This is a genomic window from Tsukamurella sp. USMM236 (genome assembly GCF_037148755.1).
Lineage (GTDB): Bacteria > Actinomycetota > Actinomycetes > Mycobacteriales > Mycobacteriaceae > Tsukamurella.
This window is the reverse complement of sequence record NZ_JBBCSS010000002.1, coordinates 966,200-981,886: the sequence shown is the minus strand read 5'-3', so window position 1 is coordinate 981,886 and position 15,687 is coordinate 966,200. Positions and strand designations below refer to the sequence as shown.

The following is a 15,687-nucleotide window of genomic DNA, read 5'->3' as shown; positions in this document are numbered from 1 at the left end:
CGTGCGCCACGCACGAGACACGTGCAGACCTTGACAAACGTGGGGCGGTAGGAGAATTCCTTCGCCCGCACCACATGACACGCCCCCGCGTGGCCGCGACCAGCAGTGATCGCGCCCGGGGGTCGGTAGGAGATATTGAGTGGCCGACAACACGTCGCCGGAAGAACAGAACAACGAAGCTCGGGAGGAGTTCCCGCAGAAGCTGCGCGTCCACGCGCTGGCGCGTCTGCTGGGCCTCACCAGCAAGGAGGTGCTCGCGCACCTCGGTGAGCTGGGCTTCGTCGCGCGCAGCGCGCACTCGAGCATCGACCGCAGCGCCGCCGAGCGGGTGCGCGATCGCATCGCCGAGGGCGCGGGTGCCACGGAGCCGGCGGAGGCCGACACCCCCGTGACGCCCGACGTCGCCGAGGAGGCCGCGCCGGAGGCGACCGCGGTGGGCAGCACGCCCTCGCTCTTCTCCGCCGCCGCGGCCGCCGAGCCCGTGGTCGAGCAGGCACCGTCGTCCTTCGACGCGAACGTGCCGCTGTTCCTGCAGCCCGAGCAGGTCGAGCAGGCGCCGCGGAAGGCGCGCGCCGCCAAGAAGGACGCCGCGCCGGCCTCCGAGGCCGACGAGCCCGAGGCCGAGAAGCCCGCGACCGCGCCTGAGAAGCCCCAGGCGACCGCCACCCCCGAGGCGGAGCAGCCCGAGGCCGCCGAGGCCGAGGCTGAGACGACTGACGCGGCAGCGTCGACCGAGCAGAACGACGACGAGGCCGCCGGCAACCGTCGCCGCCGCCGTGGACGCCGCGGTCGCGGCCGCGGCCGCGGGGAGAACGCCGACGAGCAGGACGGCCAGGAGACCGACGGCGGCGAGCAGGCCGCCGAGACGCCCGCCCGCGACGACGCACCGAAGGCCGACGCAGACCAGTCCGAGGCCGAGAAGGCCGACGACGAGAAGACCGACGAGGCCTCGGACGATGCCGATGGGGACGACGTCGAGGACGTGACCGACGGCGGCTCGCGTCGCCGCCGTCGCCGTCGCCGCCGCCGCGGCACGGGGGAGGACGGTGCGGAGGCGACCCCGTCCGACGACCCGCCCAACACCGTCGTGCACGAGCGCGAGCCGCGGCAGCGTCAGCGCCGCGACGAGGTGCGCGGCATCAGCGGCTCGACCCGCCTCGAGGCCAAGCGCCAGCGCCGCCGCGACGGCCGCGACACCGTCCGCCGCCGCCCGCCGATCCTCACCGAGTCCGAGTTCCTCGCCCGTCGCGAGGCCGTCGACCGCGTGATGGTCGTGCGCGAGCGCACCGGCGTCGGCCCGTCGGAGGGCCAGGACGGCCACACCGTCCCGCACCCGCAGGACTACACCCAGGTCGCCGTCCTCGAGGACGGCGTACTGGTGGAGCACTTCGTCACGTCGTCGAGCTCGGCGTCGATGGTCGGCAACATCTACTTGGGCCGCGTGCAGAACGTGCTGCCCTCGATGGAGGCCGCCTTCGTCGACATCGGCCGCGGCCGCAACGGCGTCCTCTACGCCGGCGAGGTCAACTGGGACGCCGCAGGCCTGGACGGCAACGCCCGCAAGATCGAGCAGGCCCTCAAGCCCGGTGATCAGGTGCTGGTGCAGGTGTCCAAGGACCCGGTGGGTCACAAGGGCGCCCGCCTCACCACGCAGATCTCCCTCGCGGGCCGCTTCCTGGTCTACGTGCCCGGCGGCGGTTCCGCGGGCATCTCGCGCAAGCTGCCCGACACCGAGCGCAAGCGCCTCAAGGAGATCCTCAAGGAGATCGTCCCGGCCGATGCCGGCGTGATCATCCGCACCGCGTCCGAGGGCGTCAGCGCCGAGGAGCTCGCGGGCGACGTCGCGCGGCTGCAGGCCCAGTGGGCCGAGATCGAGGAGGCCTCCTCGCAGAAGGGCGTCAAGGCGCTCTACGAGGAGCCCGACCTGCTGGTCAAGGTCGTGCGCGATCTGTTCAACGAGGACTTCAGCAAGCTCGTCATCGAGGGCGGCCGCGCCTGGGACACCGTGGAGAAGTACGTCTCCACCGTCGCGCCCGACCTGCTGCCCCGCGTCGAGAAGTTCGAGAAGGCCCACGCCGATGCGCCGGACGTCTTCGCGACCTACCGCATCGACGAGCAGCTCGCCAAGGCGATGGACCGCAAGGTCTGGCTGCCGTCGGGCGGCACGCTGGTCATCGACCGCACCGAGGCCATGACCGTCGTCGACGTCAACACCGGCAAGTTCACCGGCGCCGGCGGCAACCTCGAGGAGACCGTCACCCGGAACAACCTCGAGGCGGCCGAGGAGATCGTGCGGCAGATGCGCCTGCGCGACATCGGCGGCATGATCGTCGTCGACTTCATCGACATGGTCCTCGAGTCCAACCGCGACCTCGTGCTGCGCCGCCTCACCGAGGCGCTCGGCCGCGACCGCACCCGCCACCAGGTCTCCGAGGTCACCTCGCTGGGCCTGGTCCAGATGACCCGCAAGCGGATCGGCACCGGCCTCGTCGAGGCCTTCTCCACGCCGTGCCAGGCCTGCTCGGGCCGGGGCATCATCGTCCACGACGCGCCCGTCGAGTCGTCGGGCGGCGGCGAGGACGGCGGCCGCTCCGGCGACAGGGCGGAGGGCTCGGGTCGCAAGAAGCGCAAGCGCACCAAGTCCGACGGTGCCGCTCAGGCCCCGTCGACGCCGCCTGCCCCGCCGGCGCCCGCGAAGGAGCCCGCCGTGCACAAGGGCGAGCACCCCATGTTCCGGGCGATGGCCGCGCACCACGACGACGAGGCGCCCGCTGACGGCACCGAGGTCGCCGCGGCGCAGGTCGCCGAGGCGTCGGCCGCCGATGCACCCGAGGTCGCGACCGTCGAGCGGACGGTCGTGGAGCAGGTCGTCGAGGCCGTCGCGGAGGCGCCCCAGGCCGCCGCCGAGGCGCCGGTCGAGACCGCTCCGGCGCAGCAGACCGAGGCGTCGGCGCCCCGGCGCCGGCGGGTGGCGCGCAAGGCGCCCACCACCACGTCCGCGGCACCGCAGACGATCGTCGTCGACATCGCGGCCCCCGCGCCCGATGCCCCGGCGGTCACGGCCACCGCGGCCGATGGTGCCGGTGCCTCGGTGGCGGAGCCCGCGCGCAAGCGGGCCCGCCGACGGGCCGCCGCCCGCCCTGCCGGCCCGGCGGCCGGCGGTGCCGGGAGTGACGGAGCCGACAAGGCGGACCAGCCGGTTTGACCCTGTCGCCGGCCTTCCCGTAACCTGGGAAGGTCGCTTTTCCGGCGGCGCGCTCGTGCGTGCGTGTTCCGGAGTACCCGCGTGATACGAGCCGCGCACCTGGCGCGCGCTGAACTACGAGATGTGTAAGAAGAGGTAAGTCCGAAGATGGCCACGTATGCGATCGTCAAGACCGGCGGCAAGCAGTACAAGGTCGCCGTCGGCGACCTGGTGAAGGTCGAGAAGATCGACGGTGAGGTCGGCAGCAGCGTTCAGCTGCCCGTCGCTCTGGTCGTCGACGGCGCCAACCTCACCACCGACGCCGCGGCGCTGGAGAAGATCTCCGTGACCGGCGAGGTCGTGGATCAGGTCAAGGGCCCGAAGATCCGGATCCACAAGTTCAAGAACAAGACCGGCTACCACAAGCGTCAGGGCCACCGGCAGAAGCTGACGGTCGTCAAGGTGACCGCGATCGCCTGACCGGCGAACCCAGACAACGAACACCCCTAGTACAGGAGTAGCCAGATGGCACACAAGAAGGGCGCGTCCAGCTCGCGCAACGGTCGTGATTCCAACGCCCAGCGACTGGGCGTCAAGCGGTTCGGTGGCCAGAAGGTCAGCGCCGGCGAGATCCTGGTCCGCCAGCGCGGCACCCACTTCCACCCCGGCGTCCTCGTCGGCCGTGGCGGCGACGACACCCTGTTCGCCCTCGCCGCGGGTGCGGTGGAGTTCGGCACGAAGCGTGGCCGCAAGACGGTCAACATCGTGCCGGTCGCTGTGGAGGCCTAGTCCCGCAGCGGCAGTACGAGTCTTTTCGAAGGCGGGTGTGGTCTCCATCAGGTGACCCGCCCGCCTTCGGCTTTTCCGCCCCGCGCCCACCGGCGCAGGGCACACAGGTAGAAAGAGGTTTCCCATGTCCAGGTTCGTCGACCGGGTGACGGTGCACGTCACGGCCGGTAACGGTGGCCACGGCTGCGCCTCGATCCACCGCGAGAAGTTCAAGCCGCTCGGCGGCCCCGACGGCGGCAACGGCGGCCGCGGCGGCTCCGTGGTCCTCGAGGTCGATCCGCAGGTGCACACCCTGCTCGACTTCCACTTCCGCCCCCACCTCAAGGCCACCAACGGCAAGCCCGGCGAGGGCGGCAACCGCGAGGGCAAGTCCGGGCAGGACATCGTGCTCAAGGTGCCGGACGGCACCGTCGTGCTCGATACGGACGGGAAGATGCTGGCCGACCTCGTGGGCGCCGGCACCCGCTTCGACGCCGCGCAGGGCGGCCGCGGCGGCCGCGGCAACGCCGCGCTCGTGTCCAAGGCCCGCAAGGCCCCCGGCTTCGCCCTGCTCGGCGAGGAGGGCCAGGCCCGCGACCTGGTGCTCGAGCTCAAGTCCGTGGCCGACGTGGGCCTCGTCGGGTTCCCGTCCGCGGGCAAGTCCTCGCTGGTCTCGGTGCTGTCGGCCGCGAAGCCGAAGATCGCCGACTACCCCTTCACCACGCTCGCCCCGAACCTCGGCGTCGTCTCGGCGGGAGAGACCACCTTCACCATCGCCGACGTGCCCGGGCTCATCCCCGGCGCCTCGACGGGCCGCGGCCTCGGCCTGGACTTCCTGCGCCACCTCGAGCGCTGCGCGGTGCTCGCGCACGTCGTGGACTGCGCGACCCTGGAACCGGGCCGCGACCCGGTCAGCGACGTCGACGCGCTGGAGGCCGAGCTCGCCGCCTACCAGCCGGCGCTGGCCGCCGACACCGGCCTGGGCGAGCTGTCCGAGCGACCCCGCATCGTGGTGCTCAACAAGGCCGACGTGCCCGACGCCGAGGAGCTCGCCGAGATGGTGCGCCCCGAGTTCGAGGCGCGGGGCTGGCCCGTCTTCGTGATCTCCGCGGTCGCCCACACCGGGCTGCGGGAACTGACCTTCGCCCTCGCCGACCTGGTGCAGAAGTTCCGGGCGGAGCGCGGCAACCCCGTCGCGCGGCGCCCCGTCATCCGGCCCATCGCGATCGACGAGTCCGGCTTCGAGGTCATCTCCGACCCGGATCAGCCGGGCGGCTTCATCGTGCGCGGCCCGCGGCCGGAGCGGTGGATCAAGCAGACCCCGTTCGACAACGACGAGGCCGTCGGCTTCCTCGCGGACCGGCTCAACCGGCTCGGCGTCGAGAAGGAGCTGCTCAAGCTCGGCGCGGAGCCCGGCTGCCCCGTCACCATCGGCGACGTGTGCTTCAACTGGGAGCCCTCGCTGGGCACCATCGACGACGTGCCCGTCACCGGCCGCGGCACCGACATCCGCCTCGAGCAGAACGAGCGCGTGGGCGCGGCCGAGCGGCGCCACCAGCACGACGTGCGCCGTGGTCTCGCGAGCGACGACGAGGACGACGAATGACGGCGGCGCCCGCGACCGGTGATCTCCTCGCCGGCGACATGCGCGCCATGGTCGCGGGCGCCCGCAAGCTGGTCGTGAAGATCGGCAGCTCCGCACTGACCGACCTCGAGCACGGCCTCGCCTCCGACCGGCTGGACGCGCTGACCGACGCCATCGTCGCGCGACTGGACCGGGGCACCGAGGTCATCGTGGTCTCGTCGGGCGCGATCGGCGCCGGCATGGCGCCGCTCGGCCTCAAGCGCAGGCCGACCGACCTGGCCACCAAGCAGGCCGTCGCGTCCGTGGGGCAGCTGCAGCTCGCCAACGCCTGGGGCGCCTCGTTCGGGCGCTACGACCGCATCGTCTCCCTGGTCCTGCTGACCGCGCACGACATCGGCCTGCGGGTGCACGCCGCGAACGCGCAGCGCACTCTGGACCGCCTGCGCACGCTGGGCGCCGTGCCGATCATCAACGAGAACGACGTGGTGGCCTCGAACGAGGTCCGCTTCGGCGACAACGACCGGCTCGCGGCCCTCGTCGCGCATCTCACCGGCGCCGACGCGCTGGTCCTCCTGTCGGACGTCGACGGGCTCTACGACGGTGACCCGCGCAAGGGCGACGCGTCGCTGATCGCGGCCGTCGACGGCCCCGAGGACCTGGACGGCGTCGTCGCGGGCTCCGGCGGCGCGCTCGGCACCGGCGGCATGGCCTCGAAGCTCTCCGCGGCCCGCCTGGCGGCGGATGCCGGCGTCCCCGTGCTGCTCACCGCTGCCGCGCTCGCCGACCGGGCGCTCGACGGTGCCGACGTGGGCACCGTCTTCCGGCCCCGGGCCGTGCGCCTCTCGGCGCGGCGGTTCTGGGTGCGGCACGCGGCCGACGTGCACGGCGACCTCACGCTGGACGACGGTGCCGTCGCCGCGGTGGTCGACCGGCGCCGCTCGCTGCTCCCCGCCGGCGTCACCGCGGTCAGCGGCACCTTCTCCGGCGGCGACGTGGTGAACCTGCGTGACCTGCAGGGCACCGTCCGGGCCCGCGGGGTGGCGGCCTACGACCACACCGAGCTCGAGATGATGCTCGGCCGCGACACCACGGACCTGCCGGAGGGTCTGCGGCGCCCCGTCGTCCACGCGGACGACCTGGTGCCGGTGCGCTGACGCCGCGGGCGTCGACCGTCAGACCTGGGCGCCCTCGAGGTCGCGGCGGAGCGCGGCCTCGGAGGCCTTCACGGCCTGCACGGCGAAGGGCTCGATGATCATGCCGAGGGCCTTGCCGGCCAGGCCGCCGGGCAGCTCGTAGGTGAACTCGACCGCGAGCTCGGTGGCGGCGTCGCCGACGGCGCTGAACGTCCAGCGCGACGTGGTCTTGAAGCCCGCGATGGACTTCAGGGTGATCAGGCGGTCCTCCTCGAACTCGGTGACCTCGACGACGGAGCCGATCTCCTTCGGGCCGATCTTCACCGCCGAGTCGTAGGTCGCGCCGAGGCCGTAGTCCTTCTCGCCCTGCGGCACGAACCTGCTGATCCCGAAGAACCACTGCGGCACGGTCCGGTAATCCGCGACGTGGGCGAACGCGGTGCTCAGCGGCACCGACGCGGTCGCGGTGTGGTGGATGGTGGTCATGGAGGCCTCCGGTCTGGGCGAGCAACAGCGAACACGTGGGACCCGGTGTCCCGGGTGATCACCGGCGACCCTACAGGTGCGACCAGGGCATTCATACAGACAGGTAGGAAATGTCCACGAACGTGGTACATTTTCGTCAGAACTGTGTCAGCCAGCAGGAGGAGTCCGTCGTGGCACTGCACATCACCCACATGGGGCGCACCCGAGGCCGCCCGTTCGCCGGGCAGGCGGAGTACGAGCAGACCCTGCAGGACCTCTCCGAGGCCTCCGTCCAGCGCAACTTCGATCCGTACGTCGACATCGACTGGGACTCGCCGGAGCTCGCGGTCACGCCGGACGATCCGCGGTGGATCCTCGATTCCCGCTTCGATCCGATCGGCCGCACCGAGTGGTACCAGTCGCAGCCGCGCTCGAAGCAGATCGAGATGGGCATGTGGCGCCAGGCGAACGTGGCCAAGGTCGGCCTGCAGTTCGAGTCGGTGCTGATCCGCGGCATCATGCAGTACACGGCCCTGCAGCCGAACAACTCGCCGGAGTTCCGCTACGCCACCCATGAGGCGAAGGAGGAGTGCCAGCACACGCTGATGTTCCAGGAGTTCGTCAACCGGATCGGGATGGACGTGCCCGGCGGCCCGCTGTGGTTCCGCCGCCTGTCGCCGATCATCCCGCTGGCGGCCACGACCTTCCCGATGATCTTCTACATGGGCGTCCTCGGCGGCGAGGAGCCGATCGACCACGTGCAGAAGCAGTTCCTGCGCTCGGGCATCGAGCAGCACCCCACGATGACCGCGGTCATGCAGATCCACGTGGCGGAGGAGGCGCGCCACATTTCCTTCGCGCACCAGCTTCTGGAGCACCGCATCCCCACCCGCGGCGCCTTCCCGCGCTTCCTGCTGTCGCTGGCGCTGCCGCTGGTGATGCGCTCGCTGCTCACCGCGATCGCGGTGCCGCCGCGCGAGTTCCGCAAGCGTTTCGAGATCCCGCGCTCCGAGTGGAAGCAGATGTACTGGCGCTCCCCGGAGTCGCAGGCGGTCAAGCGCGAGGTGTTCGGCGACGTGCGACTGCTGGCCGAGAAGACGAAGCTGATGAACCCCGTCTCGCGGGTGCTGTGGCGCGTCCTCGGCATCGACGGTCGCGTCTCGCGCTTCCGCAGCGAGCCCGCGTACTCCGCGGGCTGACCTCCCGACCGACCCGATCCGCCTGGAGCGGAGCTGCCGTGAGCGGTTCCGCTCCAGGCGGATTCGTCTGTCCAGGGGAGGGGATCGGCGCCACGATGGGCGCATGAGTGAAAACCCGAAGATCCCGCACTTCACCGAACGGGTGCGCCGCGAGCTCTACGACCGCCGCGTCGTCGTCCTCGACGGTCCGCTCGACGACGACAACGGCTCCCTGCTCGCCACCCAGATCCTCTCGCTCGCGTCCACGAGCTCGGCCGACATCGCGCTGTGGATCCACTCGCCGGGCGGCTCCGTCCCGTCGATGCTCGCGATCCGCGACGTCATGCGGCTCGTGCCGTGCGACGTCTCCACGCTGGTCCTCGGCATCGCGTACAGCGCCGGGCAGTTCCTGCTCTCCGCTGGCACGCCCGGCAAGCGTCGCGCACTGCCGCACGCCCGCGTCCTCATGCACCAGGGCTCCGCGGGCATCGGCGGCACCGCGGTCGACATCGAGCTGCAGGCCGGCGACCTGCGGCACACCCGTGACACCGTCCTCGGCCTGATCGCCGACGACACCGGCCGGCCCCTGGAGCAGATCTTCGAGGACTCGTTGCACGACCGCTGGTACACGGCCGAGCAGGCCCGTGAGTACGGCTTCATCGACGAGATCGTGGAGTCCTTCGACACCGTGGTGCCGGGCCGGCGCCGAGCCGGTTTCGACCTGACGGGAGCCGCCCGATGAGCACCTACACGATCCCCAACGTCATCGACCGCCGCCCGAACGGCGAGCGGATCACCGACGTCTACTCGCACCTGCTCTCCGAGCGCGTCGTCTACCTCGGCACAGCGATCGATGCGGGCGTCGCGAACGCGATCGTCGCGCAGCTGCTCTTCCTCGCCTCCGACGGCGACGGCGAGATCCAGCTGTACATCAACTGCGAGGGCGGCGATCCCAGTGCGGCGCTGGCGATCTACGACACCATGCGCTACATCCGCCCGACGGTGGCGACCACGTGCGTCGGGCAGGCGGTCGCGGTGGGGGCGGTCCTCCTCGCGGGCGGTGCCCCCGGGCGCAGGATGGCGCTGCCGCACGCGCGGGTGGTGCTGCACCAGCCCTCCGCGCAGGGCCGCGGCACCATCCCGGACCTGATCCTCCAGGCCGACGAGGTGATCCGTGTCCGCGCGCAGATGGAGCGGGTGCTCGCGCGGCACACGGGGCGGACGCCGGAGGAACTGCGCGCCGACACCGACCACGACCGCGTCTTCACCGCCGAGGCGGCCGTCGACTACGGGCTGATCGACGAGGTGATCGAGGAGGCCTGACGCCTCAGGCCGCCAGCGCCAACAGGCGCGGAGCGGGGGCGGCGGGCTCGGGGGAGACGGGGCCCGCCGCCGGCCGCGCGGTGCGATCGAGGCGCAGGACCGGGCGCGCGGCACCGAGGCGGCGGCCCACCTCGACGGCGAGCGCGCCGACGCCGGTGCCGAGTGCGCCGGCGATCGCCGCCAGCATCTCGCTCGACGGGTCCTTGAGGCCGCGCTCGATCTCGGAGAGGTACTGCGGCGAGATCCCCGCCCGCGCCGCGGTGTCGGCAAGCCGCTCGCCCCGCTCCTGGCGACGACGCCGCAGCACACCGCCCAGTTCGTGCCGGAACAGTGCCTCGCCGCCGATCGTCATACCGGCAACGCTACGACGCCGGGGGCGTGCGGCACCGTCGGATCCGCTCTGAGCAGCGCGGTCACTGCGCGGCGATCGCGGCCTCCAGCCGGGACCGGGCCTCGTCGCCGGCCTCGCCGGGCAGCATGTCGAGGGCCTTCCCGATCGGCATGGATCCGGCGAGCTCCAGGAGTTGGTCGACGGGCATGCCGCCCGCCGCCCCCGCCAGCGTCGCGCGGAAGCCCTCGCCCGCGACGGGGTGCGCGGCCCACTCGGAGATCGTCGAGTCCATGTCCAGCCGCTGGGTGAGCACGTCCCCGTGGAGCGCGAGGACGGCGTCCGCGTCGATGTCCGCGCTGCTGCGACCCACCTCGATCAGGTAGTCGCCGGGCGAGACGACCCAGTCGCCGCGCGGCCCGTCCCAGTGAGCGAAGGCGCGCCGCGGCAGGTCGAGGGTCACCGTGGTCGAGGCGCCGGGCTCGAGCGCGACCTTGTCGAAGGCGGCCAGCGACCGGCGCGGGTGGAAGACCGGACCGGGCCCGCCGCCCACGTACAGCTGCACCACGTGGCTGCCCGCCCGGTCGCCGGCGTTCGTGACGCGGACCGTGGCCGTCGCGGAGTCGCGCCCGGTGGCCAGCACGGCGAGGCCGTCGACCGCGAACGTGGTGTAGCCGAGGCCGTGCCCGAACGGATACCGCGGCGCGATGCCCCGGGAGGTGTACCAGCGGTAGCCGACGAGGAGGCCCTCGCCGTAGCGCACGGTGCCCAGCTCGCCGGGGAAGTTCCCGAACGCCGGCGTCTGCTCCAGGCGGTGCGGGACCGTCTCCGCGAGCCTGCCCGACGGTGCCGCGAGGCCGAACAGCAGGTCGGCGATCGCCGCGCCGCCGCCCTGCCCGAGGAGGAAGGCCTCGAGGATCGCGTCCACCTCGTCGTGCCAGGGCTCCAGCTCGATCACGCCGCCGCCGACCAGCACGACGACGGTGCGCGGCGCCGCGGCGGCGACAGCGCGGAGCAATTCCACCTGTCGCGGGTCGATCGCGAGATCCGGCCGGTCGAAGCCCTCGGACTCCTCGGCCTCGGTGAGCCCGGCGAAGACCACGGCCGTCCCCGCGCGAGCGGCTACCGCGACCGCCTCGGCGCGCAGCGCGGCGTGGTCCTCGTCGCCGAGACCGTAGCCCGCCGCGAACTCCACCGCGACGCCCAGATCGGCGCCGCGCGCGGCGATCTCGTCGAGCGGGACGTCGACGCGGGTGGCATTGATATGGCTCGAGCCGCCGCCCTGGTAGCGCGGCGTGCGGGCCAGCTCGCCGATCACGGCGACCGACCCCGATGCGGGACCGAGGGGGAGCGCGGCGTCCTCGTTGCGCAGCAGGACGGCGCACTCGGTCGCGGCCTCCCGCGCGAGGGCGTGGTGCACGTCCAGGTCCGGCGCCGGCTCGTCGTCCGACGGCGCCCAGCGCGTCAGGTCGATCACGCGCTGCGCCGCGCGCGTGACGACGGCCTCGTCGAGCTCGCCGGACCCGACCGCCTCGACGATCCGCGCGGCGCTGTTCGGGCCGTGCGGCATCTCCAGGTCGAGGCCGGCGTTGACCGCGGCGACCGGGTCGTGCACCGCGCCCCAATCGGAGACGACGAGCCCGTCGTAGCCCCACTCGTCCCGCAGCACCGTCGTGAGCAGCCAGGGGTTCTCCGAGGCGTACACGCCGTCGATGCGGTTGTACGAGCACATCACGGTCGCGGGCGCCGCGTCCGTGACGATCCGCTCGAACGCTGGCAGGTAGATCTCGCGGACGGTGCGCGGGTCGGCGTCGACGCTGACCCGCATGCGCTCCGTCTCCTGGTTGTTCAGCGCGAAGTGCTTGACCGACGCGCCCGCGCCGCCGTCCTGCAGGCCCTGCACCTGGGCGGCGCCCAGCGCGCCGGCGAGCAGCGGATCCTCGGAGTAGTACTCGAAGTTCCGGCCGCACAGCGGATGCCGCTTGATGTTGACGCCGGGGCCGAGCACCACGGCGACGCCCAGCGCCCGCGCCTCCGCCGCGACCGCCCCGCCGATCCGCCGCGCCAGGTCCGGATTCCAGCTCGACCCCACGGCGACCGCCGGCGGGAAGCAGGTCGCGGGGGCGGCGGCGTTGAGCCCCAGGTGATCCGACGCGCCCACCTGGCGGCGCACGCCGTGTGGGCCGTCGGTCAGCACGATCGACGGGACGCCCGGGGCCGCGGCGGTGGTCCAGAAGTCGGCGCCGGTCAGCAGGCGGGCGCGGTCCTCGAGCGGCAGGTCGGCGGCGGTGCTCACGGGATGTCCTCTCGGTCGGGGCGGGGTTCAGTGGGTTCAGGGAGCGACGAGGCGGCGCAGCGCCGTCGCGACGTCCACGTCGACGGTGACGTCGGCCAGCCCGTCGCCCCGCGTGCGCCCGCGGTTGACGATGACGACGGGCTTGCCCTGCTTGTGCGCGTGCCGCACGAACCGGAGCCCCGACATCACGGTGAGCGAGCTGCCCAGCACGAGGAGGGCGTCGGCACCGTCGACCATGGTGAAGGCGCGCTCGACGCGCGGCTTGGGCACGGACTCCCCGAAGTAGACGATGTCGGGCTTGAGGATGCCGCCGCAGGTGCCGCAGTCGACCATGGTGAAGTCCGTCGTGTCCTCGACCACGACGTCGGCGTCGGGCGCCACTTCGACCGCGCCGCGATCGGCGATGCGCGCGGCGAAGTCCGCGTTGAGCGGCTCGAGCCGTGCGTGCAGGTGGTGCCGGCTGATCCGGTTCTCACAGCTCAGGCACCGCACCTGGGCGTAGTTGCCGTGTAGGTCGATGACGCCGCGCGAGCCCGCCTTGAGGTGCAACAGGTCCACGTTCTGCGTGATGACCCCGCTGATCCCGGGGAGCTCCGTCAGCGCCCGGTGCGCGGGGTTGGGCAGCGCGGCGTCCATGTGCCGCCAGCCGAGGTGGTTGCGGGCCCAGTACCGCCGGCGGAACTCGGGCGAGCCGAGGAACTGCTGGATCGTCATCGGGTTCCGACGGGGCGCCCCCGGGCTGCGGTAGTCGGGGATGCCCGACGCGGTGGAGATCCCCGCGCCGGTCAGGGCGACGATGCGCCGGCCGCGGAGAAGGGCGCGGGCCCGGTCGAGCCGGTCGGCGTAGTCCGGGTCCGGCGCGGTCGCCTCCGCGGGCTCCCAGGCTGGCATCGCAGTGCGCACCCGTCCAGGCTACGTCGCGCGGGGTCAGTCGGTGCTGCCCAGCGGATTGTCGGGCATCGACTCCTTGCGGCGCAGCCACAGGCGCAGCGCGATGAGCGGCACGAACAGGCCGCAGACGCCGAAGACCAGGAACTGCCAGGGGCCGCCGATGTGGTCGACGAGCCAGCCGAAATTCTGGCCGAAGAAGCCGGTGACGAAGGTCAGCGGCAGGAAGATGGTGGAGAGCACGGTGAGCCGCTCGATCGTCGAGCTCTGCCGCGCCGCGGAGTGCGCCTGCTGCACCGAGACCACGGCGATGTTCGCCTGCAGGATCGTGCCGAGCAGGTCGCGCTGTGCCGAGACCTCCTCGTTGACGAGTTGCAGCCGGTCGTAGACGTCGCGGAGGTAGGGGGAGAGGCGTTCCTCGCCGAGGCCCTTGCCCACCGAGTTGACCACGGCGAGCAGGGGGTGGGCGGCGCGGTAGAAGTTGGTCACCTCACGCCGCAGGAGGTAGATCCGCTCCGTGGGCGCGACCGCGCCGGAGAAGACCGTCGCCTCGATCTGCTCGATGTCGTGCTCCAGGCCGGCGACGACGGGCTCGTAACCGTCGACGACCTGGTCGAGGATCGCCCACAGCACCGCGTCGGTGCCGAGTGCGAGGAGCTCCGGCTTCTGCTCGAGCCGGGCCCGGGCCTGGTGCAGCTCGCTCGCGACGCCCTGCCGCACGGTGATGACGAAGTTCTTCGCGACGAAGACGCTGATCTCGCCGAAGTCGACCTCCTCGCGGGCGTCGTCGTAGCGCGCCGTCCGCAGGATCACCAGCTTCACCGAGGCCTCGAAGTCCTCGACCTTGGGCCGCAGGTGGTAGTCCTGCGCGTCCTCGACGGCGAGCTCGTGCAGGTCGAAGGCCTCGCGCACCGATTCCATCTCCGCGGGGGTCGGCTCGAACAGGCCGAGCCAGACGAAGCCGTCCTCGGTGCACAGGCGCGCGGCGTCCAGCGGGGCGAGGGTCTCCTCGGCCTGCCGGGCGCCGCCCAGGTAGTGGGCGCAATCGACGATCACTCGGGAGATTCAACTCCTCCGCAGGCGCTCGCGTGCGGTATCGCACCGTTGTTTCGCCTGGCGGTCACCGCCCCGACACCGGTGTATTCGTTTACCGAAGTATATTTCGACGATGACCACCGAGACTTCGCAGGCACCGTCGATCGCGGCGCGCCTGGACCGGCTGCCGATGACCAGGCTGCACTTCGCCGCGGTCGGTGTCATCGGGCTGGGCCTGTTCTTCGACCAGTACGAGAACTTCCTCGCCGCGACCATCGCGACGGTGCTCAAGAAGGACTTCGCGCTGGGGCCGGACGAACTCAAACTGCTCCTGGCGTCCGCCTTCATCGGCCAGTTCATCGGCGCCCTGTTCATGGGCCGCCTCGCGGACCGCTACGGCCGGCGGACCGCGTTCATGATCAACCTCGCGCTCTACTCGGCGATGTCGCTCGCGGGCGCGTTCAGCCCCAACGCCGCGTTCCTCGTGGTGACGCGGTTCGTCGCCGGCATCGGCATCGGCGGCGAGTTCGCGCTCGCCGACTCCTACCTCTCGGACATCCTGCCGAAGAACGTGCGCGGCAAGTACATCTCGCTCGCCTACGTGGTGTCCTTCCTCGGCGTCCCCGTCGTCGGCTTCGCCGCGCGCTGGCTCACCCCGCAGGTCTTCGATCTCGGCGGGGTGGAGGTGCAGGGCTGGCGGCTGCTGTTCGTCTTCGGCGCGTTCGGGTCGTTGCTGGTCTGGCTGGTCCGACGGGGCCTGCCCGAGTCGCCCCGGTGGTTGGAGGCGCAGGGGCGCTACGACGAGGCCGACGCCATCGTCCGGCGGATGGAGGCGCAGGCGGTCGCCGAGGGGAAGGTGCTCGCGGAGCCCGACGCGGCGCTCCGCCCGGTGAAGTCCCACGCGATCACCATCCGCGCCCTGTTCCGCCCGCCGTACCGCCGGCGCACCGTCATGCTGTGGATCGTCTCCGCGCTGGAGGTCTTCGGCTACTACGGGTTCGGCACCATCGCGCCGCTGGTCCTGCTCGCCAAGGGCTACTCGATCCAGACCTCGCTGCTGTTCGTGGCGCTGTCCTACATCGGCTACCCGCTTGGCGCCGCGCTCGCGGTGCCGATCGTCGAGCGGATCGAACGCCGGTACCTGGTGATCGGCTCGGCGGGCCTGATGGCCGTCTTCGGCCTGTGGTTCGGCTTCGCGGCGACTCCGGTGCAGATCGTGCTCGCCGGGTTCCTCTACACGCTCTCGTCGAACCTGTTCTCCAACGCGTACCACGTGTATCTCGCGGACTCCTACCCCACGGCGATCCGGGGGACGGCCGCCGGCGCCGCGTACTCGCTGTCGAAGCTGGTGACCGCGTTTCTTCCGTTCGTTCTGCTTCCGATTCTCGACGAGCGTGGCAGCGTGTGGGTGTTCGCGGTGGTGGCGGCGGCGATGCTCGCCCTGATGATCACGGTGGCCGCCCTCGGTCATCGGAGCACGGGCCGCTCCGCCGACGAGGTCTAG

General features: G+C 72.1%; 14 protein-coding genes. 9 read left to right on the top strand and 5 right to left on the bottom strand.

The window, feature by feature from the left end; translation table 11 throughout:
* Positions 1-139 precede the first annotated feature (139 nt).
* The 5 genes from WFK95_RS10665 to proB all read left to right on the top strand — a co-directional run bounded on the left by WFK95_RS10665 (position 140) and on the right by proB (position 6,691).
* Entirely contained in the window at positions 140-3,205 is a 3,066-nt protein-coding gene (locus WFK95_RS10665) for a translation initiation factor IF-2 N-terminal domain-containing protein (RefSeq protein WP_336670668.1), read from the top strand.
* 147 nt (positions 3,206-3,352) lie between these two features.
* Positions 3,353-3,664 carry a 50S ribosomal protein L21 gene (gene rplU, locus WFK95_RS10660; protein ID WP_224651863.1) on the top strand — a complete coding sequence of 104 codons (312 nt, stop codon included), beginning with the start codon at positions 3,353-3,355 and terminating at the stop codon, positions 3,662-3,664.
* A 45-nt stretch (positions 3,665-3,709) separates the two neighbouring features.
* Positions 3,710-3,973: a 50S ribosomal protein L27 gene (rpmA, locus tag WFK95_RS10655; protein ID WP_224651862.1), complete on the top strand. Its 264-nt coding sequence runs from the start codon at positions 3,710-3,712 to the stop codon at positions 3,971-3,973.
* A 124-nt stretch (positions 3,974-4,097) separates the two neighbouring features.
* Positions 4,098-5,558 (top strand): GTPase ObgE, encoded by a 1,461-nt coding sequence (gene obgE / locus WFK95_RS10650; protein ID WP_336670667.1) that lies wholly within the window; start codon positions 4,098-4,100, stop codon positions 5,556-5,558.
* Positions 5,555-6,691 (top strand): glutamate 5-kinase, encoded by a 1,137-nt coding sequence (gene proB / locus WFK95_RS10645; protein ID WP_224651860.1) that lies wholly within the window; start codon positions 5,555-5,557, stop codon positions 6,689-6,691. Before obgE ends, proB begins: the two co-directional genes overlap by 4 nt.
* Positions 6,692-6,709: 18 nt before the next feature.
* On the opposite strand, the gene WFK95_RS10640 is transcribed toward proB, so the two are convergent.
* Positions 6,710-7,156, bottom strand: coding sequence for an SRPBCC family protein (locus WFK95_RS10640; RefSeq protein WP_336670666.1), 447 nt, complete (start codon positions 7,154-7,156; stop codon positions 6,710-6,712).
* A 191-nt stretch (positions 7,157-7,347) separates the two neighbouring features.
* On the opposite strand from WFK95_RS10640, the gene WFK95_RS10635 reads away from it, so the two are divergent.
* The 3 genes from WFK95_RS10635 (at position 7,348) to WFK95_RS10625 (ending at position 9,636) form a co-directional block, all read left to right on the top strand.
* Positions 7,348-8,334, top strand: coding sequence for an AurF N-oxygenase family protein (locus WFK95_RS10635; RefSeq protein WP_224651875.1), 987 nt, complete (start codon positions 7,348-7,350; stop codon positions 8,332-8,334).
* Between the two features lie 103 nt (positions 8,335-8,437).
* Entirely contained in the window at positions 8,438-9,055 is a 618-nt protein-coding gene (locus tag WFK95_RS10630) for a ClpP family protease (protein WP_224651858.1), read from the top strand.
* Positions 9,052-9,636, top strand: a complete 585-nt coding sequence (locus WFK95_RS10625; protein WP_336670665.1) for a ClpP family protease — start codon at positions 9,052-9,054, stop codon at positions 9,634-9,636. The genes WFK95_RS10630 and WFK95_RS10625 overlap by 4 nt, the downstream gene beginning before the upstream one ends.
* A 4-nt stretch (positions 9,637-9,640) precedes the next feature.
* On the opposite strand, the gene WFK95_RS10620 is transcribed toward WFK95_RS10625, so the two are convergent.
* The 4 genes from WFK95_RS10620 to WFK95_RS10605 all read right to left on the bottom strand — a co-directional run bounded on the left by WFK95_RS10620 (position 9,641) and on the right by WFK95_RS10605 (position 14,204).
* Positions 9,641-9,988 (bottom strand): helix-turn-helix domain-containing protein, encoded by a 348-nt coding sequence (locus tag WFK95_RS10620; protein ID WP_336670664.1) that lies wholly within the window; start codon positions 9,986-9,988, stop codon positions 9,641-9,643.
* 61 nt (positions 9,989-10,049) lie between these two features.
* A complete protein-coding gene (locus WFK95_RS10615) occupies positions 10,050-12,260 on the bottom strand; it encodes a glycoside hydrolase family 3 C-terminal domain-containing protein (protein WP_336670663.1) in 2,211 nt (736 codons plus the stop codon).
* Positions 12,261-12,296: 36 nt separating this feature from the next.
* On the bottom strand, positions 12,297-13,163 hold the full coding sequence (locus tag WFK95_RS10610; protein ID WP_374201287.1) for a Sir2 family NAD-dependent protein deacetylase: 867 nt from the start codon (positions 13,161-13,163) through the stop codon (positions 12,297-12,299).
* Positions 13,164-13,187: 24 nt separating this feature from the next.
* A complete protein-coding gene (locus WFK95_RS10605; RefSeq protein WP_224646139.1) occupies positions 13,188-14,204 on the bottom strand; it encodes a magnesium and cobalt transport protein CorA in 1,017 nt (338 codons plus the stop codon).
* A gap of 112 nt (positions 14,205-14,316) precedes the next feature.
* Between WFK95_RS10605 and WFK95_RS10600 the strand changes: the two genes are divergently transcribed.
* Positions 14,317-15,687 (top strand): MFS transporter, encoded by a 1,371-nt coding sequence (locus WFK95_RS10600; RefSeq protein WP_336670662.1) that lies wholly within the window; start codon positions 14,317-14,319, stop codon positions 15,685-15,687.

Coding starts and splice junctions, on each gene's coding strand:
- obgE (WP_336670667.1), top strand. CDS start 4,098: ATGTCCAGGTTCGTCGACCGGGTGACGGTGCACGTCACGGCCGGTAAC.
- rplU (WP_224651863.1), top strand. CDS start 3,353: ATGGCCACGTATGCGATCGTCAAGACCGGCGGCAAGCAGTACAAGGTC.
- proB (WP_224651860.1), top strand. CDS start 5,555: ATGACGGCGGCGCCCGCGACCGGTGATCTCCTCGCCGGCGACATGCGC.
- WFK95_RS10640 (WP_336670666.1), bottom strand. CDS start 7,156: ATGACCACCATCCACCACACCGCGACCGCGTCGGTGCCGCTGAGCACC.
- WFK95_RS10635 (WP_224651875.1), top strand. CDS start 7,348: ATGGGGCGCACCCGAGGCCGCCCGTTCGCCGGGCAGGCGGAGTACGAG.
- rpmA (WP_224651862.1), top strand. CDS start 3,710: ATGGCACACAAGAAGGGCGCGTCCAGCTCGCGCAACGGTCGTGATTCC.
- WFK95_RS10625 (WP_336670665.1), top strand. CDS start 9,052: ATGAGCACCTACACGATCCCCAACGTCATCGACCGCCGCCCGAACGGC.
- WFK95_RS10600 (WP_336670662.1), top strand. CDS start 14,317: ATGACCACCGAGACTTCGCAGGCACCGTCGATCGCGGCGCGCCTGGAC.
- WFK95_RS10620 (WP_336670664.1), bottom strand. CDS start 9,988: ATGACGATCGGCGGCGAGGCACTGTTCCGGCACGAACTGGGCGGTGTG.
- WFK95_RS10630 (WP_224651858.1), top strand. CDS start 8,438: ATGAGTGAAAACCCGAAGATCCCGCACTTCACCGAACGGGTGCGCCGC.